Annotated in this window: 15 protein-coding genes and 1 pseudogene; 3 read left to right on the top strand and 13 right to left on the bottom strand. The window is 34.7% G+C overall.

Annotated features, from left to right (window positions below):
* Position 1: 1 nt before the first annotated feature.
* Positions 2–598 (bottom strand): lysophospholipid acyltransferase family protein, encoded by a 597-nt coding sequence (locus tag BUB90_RS13260; protein WP_073288525.1) that lies wholly within the window; start codon positions 596–598, stop codon positions 2–4.
* Positions 599–837: 239 nt separating this feature from the next.
* Here BUB90_RS13260 and BUB90_RS13265 point away from each other — a divergent pair, with 239 nt between their 5' ends.
* Positions 838–2,373: a DHH family phosphoesterase gene (locus BUB90_RS13265; protein ID WP_073288527.1), complete on the top strand. Its 1,536-nt coding sequence runs from the start codon at positions 838–840 to the stop codon at positions 2,371–2,373.
* A 162-nt stretch (positions 2,374–2,535) separates the two neighbouring features.
* Here the strand turns inward: BUB90_RS13265 and BUB90_RS13270 are convergent, their stop codons facing one another.
* Positions 2,536–4,953 carry an ABC transporter permease gene (locus BUB90_RS13270; RefSeq protein WP_073288529.1) on the bottom strand — a complete coding sequence of 806 codons (2,418 nt, stop codon included), beginning with the start codon at positions 4,951–4,953 and terminating at the stop codon, positions 2,536–2,538.
* Positions 4,954–4,965: 12 nt separating this feature from the next.
* Positions 4,966–5,667, bottom strand: a complete 702-nt coding sequence (locus BUB90_RS13275) for an ABC transporter ATP-binding protein (RefSeq protein ID WP_073288651.1) — start codon at positions 5,665–5,667, stop codon at positions 4,966–4,968.
* 354 nt (positions 5,668–6,021) lie between these two features.
* Between BUB90_RS13275 and BUB90_RS13280 the strand changes: the two genes are divergently transcribed.
* On the top strand, positions 6,022–6,585 hold the full coding sequence (locus BUB90_RS13280) for a TetR/AcrR family transcriptional regulator (protein ID WP_073288531.1): 564 nt from the start codon (positions 6,022–6,024) through the stop codon (positions 6,583–6,585).
* A gap of 137 nt (positions 6,586–6,722) precedes the next feature.
* Here BUB90_RS13280 and pcp read toward each other — a convergent pair whose 3' ends face one another.
* From pcp to BUB90_RS13305, 6 genes and pseudogenes are all read right to left on the bottom strand, one after another.
* The gene (pcp, locus tag BUB90_RS13285) at positions 6,723–7,367 is read right to left on the bottom strand and encodes a pyroglutamyl-peptidase I (RefSeq protein WP_073288534.1); all 645 of its coding nucleotides are present in this window, start codon (positions 7,365–7,367) and stop codon (positions 6,723–6,725) included.
* A 138-nt stretch (positions 7,368–7,505) separates the two neighbouring features.
* Positions 7,506–8,474 (bottom strand): DUF979 domain-containing protein, encoded by a 969-nt coding sequence (locus tag BUB90_RS13290; RefSeq protein ID WP_330393791.1) that lies wholly within the window; start codon positions 8,472–8,474, stop codon positions 7,506–7,508.
* 18 nt (positions 8,475–8,492) lie between these two features.
* Positions 8,493–9,206 carry a DUF969 domain-containing protein gene (locus tag BUB90_RS13295; protein ID WP_073288536.1) on the bottom strand — a complete coding sequence of 238 codons (714 nt, stop codon included), beginning with the start codon at positions 9,204–9,206 and terminating at the stop codon, positions 8,493–8,495.
* Positions 9,207–9,385: 179 nt separating this feature from the next.
* Positions 9,386–9,976 (bottom strand): rubrerythrin, encoded by a 591-nt coding sequence (rbr, locus tag BUB90_RS13300; protein ID WP_408605933.1) that lies wholly within the window; start codon positions 9,974–9,976, stop codon positions 9,386–9,388.
* Positions 9,962–10,078, bottom strand: a pseudogene (locus tag BUB90_RS24300) (rubredoxin-like domain-containing protein); the annotation flags it as partial. The gene rbr and the pseudogene BUB90_RS24300, both read right to left, overlap by 15 nt.
* A 161-nt stretch (positions 10,079–10,239) precedes the next feature.
* The gene (locus BUB90_RS13305) at positions 10,240–12,153 is read right to left on the bottom strand and encodes an NAD(P)/FAD-dependent oxidoreductase (RefSeq protein ID WP_073288539.1); all 1,914 of its coding nucleotides are present in this window, start codon (positions 12,151–12,153) and stop codon (positions 10,240–10,242) included.
* A gap of 517 nt (positions 12,154–12,670) precedes the next feature.
* Between BUB90_RS13305 and BUB90_RS13310 the strand changes: the two genes are divergently transcribed.
* Complete coding sequence (locus BUB90_RS13310) at positions 12,671–13,465, top strand: IclR family transcriptional regulator (protein WP_073288541.1); 795 nt, start codon at positions 12,671–12,673, stop codon at positions 13,463–13,465.
* 112 nt (positions 13,466–13,577) lie between these two features.
* On the opposite strand, the gene BUB90_RS13315 is transcribed toward BUB90_RS13310, so the two are convergent.
* From BUB90_RS13315 to BUB90_RS13330, 4 genes are all read right to left on the bottom strand, one after another.
* Positions 13,578–14,015: a Dps family protein gene (locus BUB90_RS13315; RefSeq protein ID WP_073288543.1), complete on the bottom strand. Its 438-nt coding sequence runs from the start codon at positions 14,013–14,015 to the stop codon at positions 13,578–13,580.
* A 934-nt stretch (positions 14,016–14,949) separates the two neighbouring features.
* Complete coding sequence (locus tag BUB90_RS13320) at positions 14,950–17,298, bottom strand: ABC transporter permease (protein WP_073288545.1); 2,349 nt, start codon at positions 17,296–17,298, stop codon at positions 14,950–14,952.
* The gene (locus BUB90_RS13325) at positions 17,298–18,002 is read right to left on the bottom strand and encodes an ABC transporter ATP-binding protein (RefSeq protein WP_073288547.1); all 705 of its coding nucleotides are present in this window, start codon (positions 18,000–18,002) and stop codon (positions 17,298–17,300) included. Before BUB90_RS13325 ends, BUB90_RS13320 begins: the two co-directional genes overlap by 1 nt.
* A 383-nt stretch (positions 18,003–18,385) precedes the next feature.
* Positions 18,386–18,721 (bottom strand): helix-turn-helix domain-containing protein, encoded by a 336-nt coding sequence (locus BUB90_RS13330; protein ID WP_073288549.1) that lies wholly within the window; start codon positions 18,719–18,721, stop codon positions 18,386–18,388.
* Positions 18,722–18,832 lie beyond the last annotated feature (111 nt).

An 18,832-nucleotide genomic window follows, 5' to 3' on the forward strand; every position in this document is an offset into this window, starting at 1 on the left:
TCTAGATTCCTTTCTTAGCATGAATAATTAATTCTTTTACGGTGGTAAATAATACTACATTTGCTTCTTCTATTGAAATCTGTGTAACATCCAGTGGTTCTCCAAAGGTTATTTTCAAATTCTTACTTCGGAATCTATAATCACCTGTTATGGAATATGGTATGATCTTACTCTTAGTTCTTTGGGCCATGGCAACTGCCCCAAACTTAAATGGTAATACTATCTCCTGTGTATAATTTCTCTTTGCTTCTGGCGATACATTAATCAAGCAGCCCTCATTAAGATGCTGAATGGCTAAGTTTAATGCTTCTTTGTTTCTATTTGCATGTAAATCAACAGGTATCGTTCCAATTGCTCGATAAAACCAACCAAACTTTCCATTATGTAATTCTTTCTTCGCTAAAGTATGCATAACTCTTTTCGTGCATACATCAACTAATAGAGGATCAAGCGCATGTTTATGGTTTCCAGCTATAACTGCTGCTCCATATTTCGGTATGGCTTCTTGATTAATAATTTTAGGATTATAGTATGCTTTGAATAAAACTGTAAATATTGGTCGTAATATCTTATATAACTGTGCCCTATTATTCTTCATACTCTTGCTTCTTCCCCCCTTTTTGATACTATCTTAGTAATTATAATCTATATTTATACATTTCACCAGTTATACTGCATTATAGATATAAATATTTCATTAATTTACATTCATATACTTTCTATGATATAATATTCCCATATATTTCAAGTTAGTTAATGTGAAAGATGAATCTTACACACGCAACTTTGTGTTTGCAGACCGAAGTTTGCAGACTACAGAAAGGGTATGGTTATTTTATGAGATTATCCGAATTGACTACATATAAAGATATCATTATTCAATGTCATGACAATCCAGATGCCGATTCTTTGGCTAGTGGATTTGCCTTATATTCTTATTTTAAGGAAAAAGATATTCCTTGTAGATTTGTGTACTCAGGTAAAAACCAGATAACAAAATCCAACCTTGTTCTGATGATGAAAGAATTAAAGATACCAATTTCTTATGTGAGCGAAATAGGTGAAGTGGACTTACTTATAACCGTTGATTGTCAATGCGGTGCAGGAAACACGACTCTTCTTACTGGTGCTTCCCATGTTGCAGTTATCGATCATCATCAAACTATAGACGATTCCTTCAAGCTTTCCACCATAAAAAGTAATTATGGTAGTTGTTCAACAATCGTGTGGCAGATGCTACAAGAGGAAGGTTTTCCAGTTAACTCTCATCCCGATATTGCTACCGCATTATATTATGGACTCTATATGGATACCAGTCAGCTTTCTGAGATCTATCATCCGGCAGATAAGGATATGAGAGATAGTTTAGAGTATAATCAATCTACCATCTTCCGACTTATTCATTCCAATATATCACTGAATGAATTACAACTTGCAGGATATGCTCTAACGGATTTTCAATACTCTGATACGTACCGTTTTTCTGTTATTATGACTAATCCCTGCGATCCCAATATACTAGGCGTCATTAGCGACTTTGCCTTACAAGTTGATACCATAGATACTTGTGTTGTCTACAACCGCTTAGGAACAGATTACAAGTTATCCATACGTAGCTGTGTGAAAGAGATACGGGCGAATGAACTAGCCTGGTATCTAACTGAAGGAATCGGTTCCGGCGGCGGTCATATTAACAAGTCCGGTGGATTCATATTCGTGAAAGACTTCTTGCACCTACAACCTGACGGTGATATGAATTCCTATCTGTATCACAAGATGGAAGAATACTACAACAGTTATGATCTTATCTACGCTAAGGATTATACTGCCGATCTAACTTCGCTAAAGTTGTATCTTAAGAAGAATATACCAATCGGCGTAGTAATTACTTCTGAATTATTAGAAGAGAACACACCTATTCTGGTTCGTACATTAGAGGGTGATTTAGAAACAACCGTGTCTGATTCTCTTTATATTATGATAGACATTCAAGGAGAAGTATCTCTCATCCATAAAGACAAATTCGAAAGTAGTTATATGTTTATAGATGGGGCACCGAATATACATACGGATTATCTCCCTACAATTAAGAACACAATTAACGGACATACCTATATAATAAACAAACACATACATACCTGCGTTGCACTCGGTACAACTCATATCTATGCTAAAGAATTACAACGAACGTGCAAAGTATTCACCTCATGGGATGAAAGTAAATACATGCTTGGAAAACCTGGTGATTATCTAGCGGTTCGTAGTGATGATTTACATGACGTATATGTTATTGAGCGAAATATATTCTTCAAAACATACGAAGAAGACTCTCAATCAAACGTCGATTCAACTTCTAAGAGCCCTCTTATATAGGACGATGCAACTATGCAATCAGATCAAAAACAATAAATACATAATAGACATTTAATAGACATTTCCATAAATTTAGGCATACTTTCAAAAGAATCAAAAACTTCTTTAAAAAGTATGCCTAAACGGTATATTAAACTAGATCTGCATCACGTACTTTGGCAATTAATCCACTGATTTAAGTGCATCAATCATATCTACATTCTTCAGTTTTATATGCATCATAATCATTACGAAGAAGGCAAACAATAAGGTAATACAACCAGATATTATATAGCTACTCATATATACATCTCTTAACATAAACATAGTATCTGTCTCTGCTGTATTCACTATAAAGTTATAAAGAATCTTTCCCATAAAGGAACCTGTAAGTATCCCCAATAAAGTTAGTATTATATTCTCTCGAAAGATATACATAGTAACTTCATTATCGAAAAATCCCAATACTTTTATTGTAGACAATTCCCTTATACGCTCAGATACATTAATATTAATTAAATTGTATAAAACTACAAACGCCAAACAACCCGAAGATGCTATAATGAAGATCATAACTACCTTCAAACTTGAATCACCACTAGTATCTTTCATCTCTGACATAAGTGTTACATTCATGACCTTATCCGCATTCATTAGTGCCTTTTGTATCTCTTCTTTTTCATATGATTTTAGATTCAATAACTGCGCATTGAAGGTGATATCTTTCTTAAAAATCTGCTCATAATACGTAGGGGACAAATATATATAATGTTCAAAGTAATTTTCCGCTATATGCTCGACCTTAACTTCATGCAAGTTTTCATCTGCATCTTTTAATGTAACCACATCACCCACCGATGCGTCTAAGAGTTTTGCTAATTGTTCACTGATGACTATACCAGTATCCGATAATCCGTATTCATCACCTGTTTCTCTATTATTTAATAATACGAAGTTTGATAATGCATCTACTTCTTTAGGAACGTACATCATAGCACTTTGCTTATTCATTCCCTCTTTGCTAAATGTTATCGCTTCTTGATGAATGTCAAGGCTTGATTCATACTCCTCTAATTCACTTAACAGCCTCGTATAAGCATCCTCCGTTTCTTTATCAACGTTATCATTGAATATAACCATAGCATCATATCTTAATAACTTATCAAATTGCTTCTCCACCGTCACTTCATTTGATTTATTCAAAGAAAAACCAGTTACTAGCAATGCCATACAACCAGCAATTCCTAATATAGTCATAATCATACGTTGTTTATACCGAAACAGATTTCGGAATGTTACTTTGTAATTAAAATTCAGTCTTTTCCATAACGGCGTTATTCTCTCAAGTAAAATCTTCTTACCTACCTTTGGAGCCTTAACTCTCATAAGCGTAGAAGGATTTTCTTTTAGCTCAGCCTTCAATACAAATACTGCTGCTCCAACCGTACAAAGTATAGATATAACAAAAGACTGTATAATTTCTAATGGGTATAACTGTACTTGAATCTCAGGTATATCAAACATTCCCCTATATGCATCATTGATGATATAAGGTATAATTGTGCTTCCCACTATTATACCAATTGCAGCACCTACTATGCTTGCTAGTGCTGCATATATGACAAACTTCCTTGCAATCTCTAAGTCCGTATATCCTAATGCTTTTAATGTACCGATCTCTGTTCGTTTTTCTTCAACCATTCTAGTCATTGTGGTTAAACATATTAAAACGGCAACTAGAAAGAAGAAGATGGGAAGTACATTAGCTATTCGGTCAAGACTTTGAATAGAGCTTCCGTAGGTGGAATACCCCGCATTATCACTTCGGTCGAAGATATAGTATTGACCTGTTGCTTTGTTAGCAAATAATTCTTCAAGATATTTATTGTTTTTCTCCATCGTATCTTTATAATCATCGCTATATGGAGCAAGATTCTCTACATCTTTAAATCGTACATATGCCTCTGTGTATACCTCCATAGATATATCCACACTATTAACTACTGCAAAATAATCTATACTACCTTTTCCAACTGTTGTATTGCCTCTGGATTCTATATCAATATACAGTGGGCTTTTCACAAAACCAACTATTTTATATGTGTCACGATTAAAAGAATTCATGGTATATTCATCCGATTCTACCGTGTACTCATCACCAATTTGTAATTCTTCATTCTGTCTCACCTTATCGTCTAAGGCGATTTCTCCCTCATTCTCAGGAAGTCTTCCTTCAACAACGACGAATGTATTCAAGTAACTGTTGCTTTGGGGATTATACTCCATGAATTTAACCACACTATTTCTATTGGTTACATTGACATCTATACTATGTGTTTGATAATAATCTAAGATATTCTCATCTTCCTCAAGCACCTTTAAATCATTTTCGTTAAGCCCCAATGCCGATACAACTTTACTATCCATAAGATTATTCTCACGATAGAATGTATCGATTGAAGTTTCCATATCTGGACCAGTCGCCTTAATTCCCGAATAAAAAGCTACTCCTAAAAATATGATGGCTAAGATCGATATAAATCTCGCCTTTGATGATAAAATCTCTCTTACAATTGATTTGCTATATGCCTTCTTTTGCATGTCTTATCACTCCTACCATTCAATTTCTTCAACTGGAATCGGATTTTCGTTCACTTCAATGCTTCTAACTTTCGCATCATTAATCCGGATTACCCTGTTTGCAATTGGCGCAAGTGCTGAGTTATGAGTGATAATAAGTACAGTCGTACCTGTGTTTTTGCATGCATCTTGTAAGGTTTTTAAAATCTGTTTTCCTGTATTATAATCAAGTGCTCCTGTTGGCTCATCGCAAAGTAACAACTTAGGGTTTTTAGCAATGGCTCTGGCTATGGATACCCTTTGTTGTTCTCCTCCTGATAGTTGTGATGGGAAATTATCTTTTCTATGACTAAGCCCAACAAGCGCAAGAACCTCATCAACATCTAACGCATTCCTTGAAATCTGGGTAGCAAGCTCTACATTCTCTTTTGCCGTCAAATTCTGAACTAAATTATAGAATTGAAATACAAATCCTACATCGTTTCTTCTATAATTGGTAAGTTGCTTGTTATTGAACTTAGAGATTTCTACATCATCAACGATAATCTTGCCTTCATCACAAGTATCCATTCCTCCTAGTATATTGAGGACAGTTGATTTTCCTGCACCACTAGGGCCTAATATAATAACAAGTTCTCCCTTTTCAACTGAGAAATTAATACCGTCATTGGCAGCAATAACTGTATCGCCCATTTTATATCTCTTATATTCATCAATAATTTCTATAAACGCCATATGAATAACCATGCCTTTCTTAAAGCCTGCACACTTTGGGCCGCAGACACATATTTGTGTGTCAAAAATCTAATTTTTCACACGAACCTCCACTTAAGTGATTCTTAATTAGTTTGTACTCGATGCTATCAACTAGACACTTTGTCTAATTAATAGTACAATAACTAATATAAATAATAATTGACTTAGTAACAATAATCACATATTTCCTTATTGATATGAAATGAACACTTTATCAAGAAGTGTTCATTTCATGTCGAAAATGATAAAATTATTCAAAGAAACTCCACATTGATATGCTTGTCTACATTAGAAAGAGTTTCGTTCAATATAAAATTATAGCGAGGTGACAAAATGGCAGGAACAAAAGGAAATCGTAGAACACTCTATACAAAAAAGGTAATTAAAGAAAGTATCATAGACCTACTTCAAGAAAAAGAAATTCATCAAATTACAGTCACTGACATCTGTAATAAAGCGGATATTAATAGAGGTACTTTCTATACCCATTACAAAGATGCTTATGATCTTTTAGAATCCATGGAGGACGAGCTATTTGATCAAATACTGAAATATGCTCTAGAAACCCCTCTAGAAACACATCTAAATACTTTATTAATTAATGTGTTTGACTTGATTGCCCAGAATAAGCAACTATGTAAGATATTATTTTGCAAGCAAAGAGGAAGTAAGGTCCTAGATCGTATTCTCTATATTGCCCATAAATTAGAAATTGATACACTTGTAGGAAACTTAGATCTAGATGACGTTTATATGGACTATTTAATTAAATATTCTTTAGGCGGAATATTATCCATTATTCAAGTATGGTTAGAAAATGATTTAAGAGAGTCTCCCTCTGACCTTGTTAAATTCTTAAATAATGTAATGGCGAATAAAGAAATTTTTCAGAATTAAACATGATCTGAATACTTTATCCAATCACAAACCTATTTAGAAAGGCATACTTAAAAAGATTCGAACTCCTTTTAAATATGCCTATTTTATACTATTTCAGTTTTTTACCTCTATAATAAGTTCTCTAAAACTTATTACTACATTATCGTTCCCATATGAATACTAATATCTTCATCATTTTCAATAATTGCTTTAATGGCTAACTCTAGTCCTTTGGCAATTGTCTCAAGAGACATTGCAGGGGTTCCAGCTGGCTTATCAATTACTTGCTCTAATGCATATGGTACGTGAATGAATCCGCCACGTACCTTATTATATTTTTTACTAATCAAATAAAGAAGATGATACATTACATCATTGCATACAAATGTACCAGCAGTATAAGAAATATGAGCAGGAATGTTGTTCTTACGAAGTTCATTGACTACTGCTTTACATGGAAGGTTTGTAAAGTAAGCATTCTCACCGTCCTCATGTAATGCCACATCCATCGGTTGATTACCTTCATTATCTTTAATTCTCGCTTCAGCAAGATTGATTGCAACTTTTTCGATTTGAATGGAGCTTCTTCCACCTGCTTGTCCGATACATAATACAACATCTGGTTGATGTTCTTTGATTGCCTTCTCAACTGCTGCACCACTTTTCGTATATACAGTAGGTATTTCTAACTTAATTATTTCTGCACCACAGATTACTTCTGGTAATAGTTTCACCGCTTCATATGCTGGGTTTACTGTTTCACCGCCAAATGGATCAAATCCTGTAATTAATACTTTCATTATTCCTCCGCCTTTCATCTTTGAATAGTAACTTGTTATTCTTTTCTTTATCTTAAATAAAAATCACAGATTATATATCTTAAGAGTTAACTATCTTAAATTTAAATATCTTAGTTAAAATATCTTAAATAAAATATCTTAACTACATAATAACATATATGCGATCTGGAACATAATCATAAATATCGCAACAAACATTTGATTCTTAATAACACCAAAACGATTTTTCATATCCAACATAGCAACTGGTACCACATTGAAGTTTGCTGCCATTGGTGTTAATAACGTACCACAGAATCCCGTTGTTAACGCTAACATTCCTACAACTGTTGGATCTGCACCTAATGATAATACAAACGGCCCACCGATACCAACAGTCATAACTGTAATGGCTGCAAATGCATTTCCCATAATCATTGTAAAGAATACCATACCTAAGCAGTATACGATAATTCCAATTGTTAAGTTCCCCTCTGGTATGATGCTTTGTACATACAGAGCGATTACTTCACCAACACCTGCTTTCGTAAAAACAGCACCCAGTGCCGCTAATAGCATCGGAAGGATACTTAATGGACCTACCGTAGACAGTAATCGTTCTGTATCTGTTAAAAATACTTTAGGTGTATTTTCTTTAGACATAATCATTAAGAATACAATACCAAATAATACACCCACTGCAACACCAACAAGTGCTCCAAGATCAGTTAACGTAGCAAAAATAATGGCACAAATACCAATTGATAATGCTGGTATAAATACTTTCATACCATTTTTCTTACGTAGTCGTTCTCTTTGCTCTGCTGTTGGAAGTTCCACCTTACCTGGCTTCACCTTCTTAAGCATTGCTGGAATTACCATGATAAAAATCATTATACCACTAATAACCGATCCGTGTTCGAAAGCATTGATAAAACGCCCAAACGATATCAGCACACCTAACGTTACCCAAAAGATACAAGTAGGAATACGAGAGGTGTTTTCTTTATCTATAGCATTTTTAATTCCTGTATATATTGCAAGAAGTCCTATAATGATATATACAACTTCTAATAGTTTTGTTCCTAATGTCACACTGGTATCAGTAAAAAATGAAATCATTGACATTAATTGCTTCCTCCCTCTCTATTTGTTTTCTACCTTATCTTCTTGACCTTGTGTCTTTGTAGCAGCTTGTTTATAAAACTTTTTCGATAATGATTTATCCTTTTGAATAAAGTACACCATACCAACTACTACTGCAACAATTGCTGTTGGAATTGCTACTTTAGCTAGATCCGCTAACTCTACTTCATAACCTAGTGAAGCTAAGGTACTTTGAATTAACAAACCACCAGAACCACCGATAAATAATACTTGGCAGAAAAACCAAGCGATATTTTCCATCGCTGAAGCCATTCCTTTGATTTCCTCCACATGCTCTTCGTTTGGCTCTTTACCACTGGCTTCAATTGCCCCCGTTGCCATAGGCATGATAATTGGTCGTACAAATCCGGCTACGCCACCAAAATTCACATTGAAAGCACCAAACACCCCTCGCATTAAACCATAAGCTGCAATTACTTTACCACTGGTTGGATTCTTAATTTTTCCTATCAATTTAGCAGCTGTTTCCTTTAATCCGTTCCGTTCTAACGTACCAGTAACTAGCATAATCAAAATAAAGATTGCCATGCTTCTATTGTTAACGAAGTTTTCCCCTAATGTAGAAAGTAAATCTGTTGGTGTAAGACCACCAACAATAGCTGTAACAATAGCAGAAAGCATGATAATCAATATTGAATCTAGCTTGAATGTAAATCCTAAGATAATAATTAGGATCCCTAATAATTTGATCATACTTCTCTCTCCTTGTTCTTCCATTTTGGACATTTGTATTACTCGTAAAGACATTATACTTTATTTTTCGACATTTTTCATTGGTTATTCCTGGCACTGCTTAGATGTACATTTTCCGCATAAAAAAAGACTCAAGTCAAATGACTTGAGCCTAAGCTAAACTATATATAGATTATAAATTAATAATTCTCTTTTCTTACTTCAAAATAACTTTGTGAATATTTGCATACTGGACATACTTCAGGTGCTTTTTTACCCATTACTAGATGTCCACATACACGACATTCCCACATTGTTTCTTCACCTTTTTCGAATACTTTTTGCATCTCAACATTATTTAATAATGCACGATATCTTTCTTCATGTGATTTCTCTATTGCAGCAACTCTACGGAAACGTTCAGCTAATTCTTTGAAGCCCTCTTCTTCTGCATCTTTTGCAAATCTATCATACATATCTGTCCATTCGTAATGCTCACCTTCAGCTGCATGTAATAGATTCTCTGCAGTAGAACCAAGATTACCCAACTCTTGGTACCAGATTCTTGCATGCTCTTGTTCATTTCGAGCTGTTTTTAAGAAAATCTCAGATAATTGATCATAGCCTTCTTGACTTGCAATGTTTGCAAAGTATGTATATTTGTTACGTGCTTGACTTTCTCCTGCGAATGCTTCCATTAAGTTTTTCTCAGTCTTTGTTCCGGCATAAGTATTACCGTTTGAAACCTTTTCTTCTACTTTAACAAATGCAGAAGCTGGTTGTTTACATATAGGACATGTAAATCCTTCTGGTAATTCTCCTTCATGAATATATCCACATACAGAACAACGGTATTTTACAATTTCACTCATTTTAATTTTCCTCCTATACATTGACTATTATTACACTTATTACTATAATATGTTTTTTATGCTAAGTCAATATTACTAGTCGAGATAATGAGGAGATACGTGGCTTCTCCAATTGTACTCCTACCCATACCAAAAACAGTTGCCGCTTATGCTAATCTAACAAAGCGGCAACTGTTCTTTAATTATATATTTAATACTGCATCGTATGCTTCACTTACAGCATCAAGTACTTTTCTAACTTTCACACTATCTCCTACATTTACGATGGTATAATCCTCTTTTAAAGCCTCATACAAATCAGTGTTTGGCACAAATCCCATGGCTAAGACAACCGTATCGCATGTTATGTCTTCTTCTTGCCCGCTACATTGTACCAATACGTGATTTTCCTTTATCTCCATTAATTTAGTTGAGGTCTTTGCTGTAATATTGGTATGATTTAATAGCTGATTTAACATCATTGCATTCTGGATAAATACTGGTTCTGGAAGTACATGATCTGCCATCTCTACTAAGGTAACCTTCTTACCTTTTTCCGCTAATACAACTGCGGTTTCACATCCTACTAAACCAGCTCCAATGATTGTGACTTCCTTGCCTACTGGTACTTTATTCTGTAAAACATCTGTGGCTGCTACAACATGTCCCATGTGAATACCTGGTATTGATTTTGGTCTTACAGGTAATGCTCCTGCTGCATAGATAATTAGATCAGGTGCATAGCCATCGACCAATTCCTTCGTAGCCTCCACACAATATTTTATTCGGATTTCAAGCTTTTTCATCATAACTGCATAATAGGATAAAATCTTATTTCCATCTCTTTTAAAAGATGGAAGACAGGCATTATGAAAATTGCCACCTACATGATCTAGCTTTTCCCATACTTCAACATCATGTCCAGCTTCTGCTGCTGCAATTGCTGCTTGACAGCCCCCAGGACCAGCACCAATTATTAAAACTTTCTTTTTCTCTTCTGCCTTGTTTAAAACCTTTAGAGTTTCAAATCCTGCCATAGGATTAACAGCACACCGAATATGAGCACCTTCACAAACACTCTTTATGCAACCTTCGTTGCAATAGATACAAGAGCGTATCTCATCGTTTTTGTGTTCCATAATTTTATTGGGGAAATCAGGATCAGCTAAAAATCCTCTTCCCACTCCCACAATGTCAATATATCCATTCTCTAAGGCTGTTTCCGCTTTGTCCGTATCTGAAAGTCTACCATTTGAGATAATAGGAAGGGAAGTAACTTCTTTTATTTTTCTAGAAGCAGATAACTGTAATACCGCTTCTTGTTGATAAATCGGTGGCATTGCCAAATACCAATTATCATGACAACCCACATCAATATGTAATGCATGCACCCCTTTTTGTTCTAGCATTCTGGCTATCTCGATTCCTTCCTCTATGGTTCTGTAACCAGCTTCTTGTGGAAGGTAATGGCAAGGCGTGAATTTTACAATCATCGGAAAATCATTTCCTACTGCTGCTTTAATACCATCAATCATTTCATTTAAAAATCGCATTCTATTTTCGAAGCAACCACCATACTCATCAGTACGTATATTCCATCTTGGAGTCATGAATTTATCCGTCAGGTATCCGCCATAGGCATGTACCTCAACCGCATCAGCTCCAGCTTTTTTCGCCAGTGCGACAGTTTTCACTACTTCACCTTGAATAAATTTAATTTCCTCGATGGTTAAAGCTTCATAAGTCATTTCGGAACCCGGATATAATGGTAGCGCCGATACGCAAGCAGGCTTTTGTCGACCAGGTGCCATCAGCCCTAAGCCAGAGCCTGGCATAATCTGAATACAGACTTTACAGCCATAGGCATGTGCTCTATCCACTAGCTTCTTATACCCCGCAAAACTATCTTCATTTAGCACAGAGGAAGGGCTATGTCCTTCAATTTCTTCAGTAGCAATTATGTTTGTAAGCAGCATTGCTGCCCCACCTTCAGCTCTTCTTACATAATACTCCACTGTTTTATCGTCAAAATTGCCTAACTCTGGTCCCATTGCAACCATAACGATACGATTTTTTAATTCTAGGTTACCGATTTGTACCGGCTGTAGTAGTTTCATGATTTTCCTCCTATAGTATCTGTATTTATTTGATAATTTTATCACAAAGTTCCACTGTATGCAACTAATAATTTTAGCAAATCCCCCCTGCAACTATTATCAGTTGAATTTTTTCTTCAATATACAGACTTCTAGCTAATCCAGTATAATACCATTAGAATAAATTTTATATGAAATGTTCTATTGTATAGAACTTAACTTAACTCAATTTTAATTTATATGATTGGATTATTATGAAACTATAATCTTATAAATTCGTAGTTGCCTAATCATCCTTAAAATTCTTTTCTTAGTTTTCTTTTCTTAGTTTTCTTTTCTTAGTTTTCTTTTCTTAGTTTTCTTTTCTTAGTTTTCTTTTCTTAGTTTTCTTTTCTTATATTTATTTAGCTAGTATTTATATAGCTAGTATTTCAATCCTGAAGAAACAGTAGCTATATAAAAAAATAAATGGTACAATATACATTGTTCGCCTTACGCCATAAGGCTAGTTTAAATAAACTCGTAGAAAGGGGACTATATGTCATCCATCAAATGTTTAGAACGTGCACTAGATATTCTTGAGTTAATGTACAGTCATGGAGGAAAAATGACATTAACTGAAATATCCAATCACCTTTCTCTATATAAGAGCACCGTATTAAGAACATTAGAAACACTCGCAGAAAAGGATTTTGTTCATAGAGATGAATATACTGGTGTGTATTCGTTAGGTTCTAAAGTTTTCATGCTGGGAATGGTTGCTGCCAGCAGTTTACCCTTAAGCAAAACAGCAAAACCACAGTTAACTTATCTTTCTGAAAAGTATGATGAATACGCTAATCTTAGCATTTTAGATAAAGGAATAAACACCAATAGCTCTACTACTTCAAGCGATGATCAAAACTTTGTTATTGTATTTCAGCAGTATTTAAATGATAGTTACACGAACACACTAATAACGCCTAGTCAGTGTGAGAACAGTGATGTTTTCTTACCTCCTGTATATATGTGCTTTCTTGCCTATACCTCAGGTGATTTGAATCTGCAAGAACATCTTAATAAAATCAACAAAAGAAATATTGGTCAGAAGTGGAATCTAATAGATTTCACAAAAGAAATAGATACCATAAGAGAAAACGGTTATGTTTTACAAGAAGTTGATCATAGAACAGGTCAGGTTTGCATCGCCGCTCCTATATTTAACAAGGGCAATGAGTTTCTTGGAACCCTTAGTATTGTAGTTTCAAAAAGCAAGTTAAATAAGTATACTGCTTCGCTCATAATCGAAGATATAACCCAGTCAGCGGAAATCATTACAAAACAAAGTAGGTAATGCAACTAATAACCAAACGAACAAGAGGACAAAAAAAAGAGCCCTTTAGGGCTAGTCTGAGGAATAAATGCAGTTAGCAAATCCTCAGATGCTCTCGGGCTCTTATTCTATATTATTCCATAGATTGACTTAACATCCAGTATGCCTTACTATAGTCTTCAATAACTTCATCCATATACGATGAAATAATAACAGCTGATGCCTCTTCTGCTTTTACTTTAATGAATTCAGCTTTCTTTTTAACATATCCAAAGTCTTCTAATACATTCTTAAGAACTTCTTTTCCAGAAATCTTAACATTTTCAGCTTCTTTGATTTTACTAATTTCTAAGTAATCTTTCATAGTTCCAAGAGGTTGACCGCCTAACATTAATATCTTCTCAGCAATCTCATCTATTTCACTATTAACTCCATTATAATATTCTTCTAACTTACTATGCAGTACAAAGAAATTCTTTCCTTTTACGTTCCAATGATAATTTTGTAATTTTCTATATAATACATTTAAGTCCGCTAAAAATTCGTTTAATTCTTTTAATAATTCTCCCATATTAAATCCTCCTTGTGTTTAAAAATTATTTTCTCAGTTAGTTTTTCCTAACCATGTATATATCATAACACAGTTCTAGAGAATTTGCAATACTAATAATAGTAATTATTACTGATTTATTATTTGGTAGTATTTAAAAGTACACTATTCATTTCAACAACATCAGTTTTAACTAATCAAAGATTCTCGAATCTAAGCTGGACATCTATCATACCATACATTACCATCAAAAATCTTTCAAGGTAATGTATGAAAATATTCGAAACAACATATCCTCTTATTGTAAAAACAATCTGAATGTAGGAGGGAACAAAGATGTCAAATCAAAGTAACCAAAGCATTCAATCCTCAGAGGCCTTCGAAAACATTTATGTTGGAGATGAACCAATTGGCAGGTAAGGCTTATAGGACTAGACTGTCGACAGTACAGTCTTATAAGCCGAAACGTTTTTACTAAAAGATGATGAAGGGTTTCTACTTTTCATTATCATGATAAGGAGCTACTTATTGCATACCAAGTATGTACATAAGTAGCTCCTTTCTTCTATGTTTATACTATTTATAAATATTACATACCTTTACATGATTCAATATAAATGCTACTTCCCTTACTTTAATTATATCCATATATTGTAACCCACAAATCTTTCTAATCGATGCATGAAAGTATATCGAACAACACATACTATTACTGTAAAAACAATCTGAATGTAGGAGGGAACAAAGATGTCAAATCAAAGTAACCAAAGCATTCAATCCTCAGAGGCCTACGAAGACATTTATGTTGGAGATGAGCCAATTGACAGGTAAGGCTTATAGGACTAGACTGTCGACGGTACAGTCTTATAAGCCGAAACGTTTTTACTAAAAGATTAAGGAGCTACTTATATTGCATACCAAGTATGTACATAAGTAGCTCCTTTCTAATTGAAGATTATTCGACACCCTTTAGAGCTGCTACCATATCAAGTTTCTTTAGTTTTCCTGAGAACATGATACTAACAACTATCGAAACTAGTAAGGTTGTGCCTGAACAAAGTAAGAAAGAAGGTATGGATAAAGTAGCCGTCATATCGAAGGCATCACCCATAATGTCGACCATATATTGAACCATAAGTAGTCCTGTCGGTGTTCCTACAATAATACCAAATATTGATAACCAGGTGTTCTGAATCAATAGCATTTTTCTTAATTTTGATGCATTAAAACCAACAACTTTTAATGTTGCTAATTCCTTTTCTCTTTCTGCATAAGCTAGTAAACCTAAATTATACAAGATTAGTAATCCCAGTAAGGCAGCCACAACGATAAGTAGAACGACTATGATTGTCATTGTTTCCATAGATACATCCCAAGCCTCTAACATAGACTTCTTTGTAAATATCTTCTTAATCTGATCCGAATGAATGTCATCTTCTGCTACATCTGTTGCAATATAACTAGGAATGAAATCATATCCGGCTTCCTCAACAACTTTTCTTGTAGTTGTAATTCCTACCCCCATCGGCATACGATTAATTATCGTAACTGTTGCTGTTTCCCATTTTTCTGCATCTAATAAGTGCCAAGAAATCTCGTCACCCTCTTTTATTCCTAACGCCTCCGCGGTTTTTTGTGTAATAGCAAAATCAGAATCTTGCAGAGTGTCAATCTCTAGGTTACTATTCGTAAACCGGTATAATCCTTTCCCCTCTACTGCCGTAAATGAAAGTATCTTTTTTTTATTTTTCGCTTTAACAATTATAGAATCCTCCATAATCAGCTCTCCTTGTAACTCTTTGGACAAAGACTCTGCATCATATAGGGTAGTTTCTTTCTTTAATTCCACTCGGTTATCAAAGTTTTGTATATCCTCGTATAACCAATCTCGCATATTCTTAAACGAATCATTCATCGAAGCGGAACATACTAATAGTGCCATACAGCATAGGGTTCCTGCGAATCCCATTAAGCAACGAATCTTTGATCTAGATAGATCCCTCAGATTATACTGCACCGAGAAGCTTAATTTGTTCCAGAATGGTAACTTTTCGAATATACTGCGTTTTCCCTTTTTTGGTGCTGCTGGTTTTAGTGTATCTGCAGGATTCACCGCTAGAACTTTTCTACAACTTAGATACGTTGTTAACGTACACGCAACAACCGTTATCATGCCTACCAAGAAAAAGCTAACACTATAACCTCCCTTCCACTCTGGTAGGGTATAAGCCGAACTCATGGAAGGAATGAATAATCTTGGTAGAGTCACAGGACCAAGGGCAACTCCTAATGCAGCCCCAACCGCAGATAGCCAGAAACCGTATGCCATGTAATGTCGCAGAATCTTTCCTTTCTTCATACCAAGTGCTTTCATGGTACCGATTTGTGTTCTTTGGTTATTTACAAGACGATTCATTGTTGTAATGATGGCTAGAATAGCAATTCCAACAAAAGCGATTGTAAATACTATCATCATCGCTTCATGCTGTTTCATCTCGTCTTGTAGTTGATTTACTCCAGGTATACTTTCTCTTGTGATAAAGTAACTATAACCTCCATCCAATGCTTCACTTATTTTATCTTCTAGCGATCCGACGTCGGTAAGGTCTGTCGTTATAACCATTTGTGTAAACGGAATAAAGGCTTTCTTTGCTTCTTCACTTATATTCTTTACTACAACGTTCTCTGCATTCTTTCCCTGTAGACCAAGCGCCTCCATAGGAATTGTTTCGTAAGAAGCTATTGCAATTCCCACTTTAGAGAAATCCGGTATTATAGCATCGTCATCTGTATAATATGTATATTCTGGTGAATAGATAATTCCGCCTATTTTCAGCGTAAGTTGATTACCTTCTATATCAAAGGTATATTCATCTCCAACAGTTAAGTCATTGGCATCTGCAAATCTCTTATCTAGCCAGACATGTTTACTATCAGTTTGGTCAAATTCTTCCCCTTGTACAACCTTCGGTTTACTGATATCATTTTCTTCTTGAAAGTACAAGTAGATTGTTGGCTTTTGCTCACTCTCACCAACTGCTGTCAAGAATAATCTTCTTTGTGCATCCGTAATCCCTTCGATATCTTTAACTGCTTGTAAATCATCTTCAGTAAAATTCTCTCCATAAATCCATGCATCACCTAGATTTGTCTCTTTATTATAGGAGTTTCTGATCTCCCGTATACCTGCAACTTCTCCTCCAACTCCTGCATAGACATATACACCAAGAAATGCTAACAAGAATATAGATATAAACTGCATCTTATTCCATTTCATATCTCTTAACATCTTATGTAACAGCATCACCAATTCACCTCACTTACTGGAACTGGAGATTCATTCACTTTAATTTCTCTAATTTTTCCACTCCGCATACGAATTACTTTATCCGCGCATTGGGCAAAAGCTGTATTATGAGTAACAATAATGACAGTTTTATGTCTTTCTTTACACATCTTCTGCAACAGCTCTAAAACTGCTATCCCTGTTTCTGAATCAAGTGCTCCTGTAGGCTCATCTCCTAGAATAATTTTAGGATTTTTACTCAATGCTCTAGCAATGGATACTCTTTGCTGTTCTCCACCCGATAACTGAGATGGGAATTTATTCTTATGTTCCTGCAATCCAACCGCATCTAATAATTCCGAAGGATCTAATGCATCTTTCACAATTTCTTTTGTAAGAGCAACATTCTCGTACGCAGTAAGACTTGGTAATAAGTTATAGAACTGAAATATAAAACCAATATTCTCTGCCCGTAATCTTGACATCTGATTATCATTCATTGTACTAATTTCTTCGCCATTAATCCGTATACTTCCACTGGTTGGTTGATCCATTCCCCCAAGCATATTCAAAACTGTTGATTTTCCAGCCCCCGATTGACCAAGGATTACCACAAACTCTCCCTCATCAATCGTGAAATCCACATGATTAACTGCTATCTGCTTACTTTCTCCTGTTCCATACTCCTTGACTACATCTTTAAATGTAATTAATTCATTCATAGACACTCCCCCACTCATTTAATTCCAACATACAATAGCACCACTTATATATTGGTTTACGCAAAAAAAACGGGTTTAGTATACTATACCCGAATAAAAAAAGACTTCAAGCATAGCATACCTGCTACACATGAGTCTCGCTATTTAAGACAAGCCAGATGAAAGTCATCAGGATGTTGACTTGCCACACTAAATTGTGCTACCTACTCCCTCACGAGTTATTTCGTTTTCTTTTACTTTATTAGGTTACCATATTTTACCTTCATGTGTCAATTATTAATACTTTTATTTCAAATCAAATCAATCCTTCCTTAGATAATTCCATCAACAATTCATCTGATGTTGTTTAAGATACAAAAAAAATCCTTAGCCACATCGTTTGGTTAAGGATTTTTCTTGTTTACTGCAAGTATGAAGTTCTTAATAATGTCTTCTACATATGGCAAATACTGTGGTTCAAGATTTGATAGCATCTTTGTTAAAACAGTTAAATCGTTGGCACCCTCTCGTCCTAGTACAATGTAATCTGCCGAGGTGCTTAATGCATTGCATAATTTGTAAAGAGTTGCAGAAGACATACCTCTTCTACCAAGTTCGATTTGAGCAAGAAACTGAGGAGAAACATCAATACATTCTGCTAATTTCTCTCTGCTTAACTTTTGTTCTTCTCTCTTTATACGAACACGCTGTCCCATTTGAATATCCAAATCTTTTTTCATATTTAACCTCTTAGTTTCATTCTATATGAAGCTATTAGTTTATAAAACAATCTAAAAGACATTGAATTCTAATAGCTATTAGCTTATAATAAGTAGTATATGTAATTATAT

Source organism: Anaerosporobacter mobilis DSM 15930 (assembly GCF_900142955.1).
GTDB classification, from domain to species: Bacteria; Bacillota; Clostridia; order Lachnospirales; family Lachnospiraceae; genus Anaerosporobacter; species Anaerosporobacter mobilis.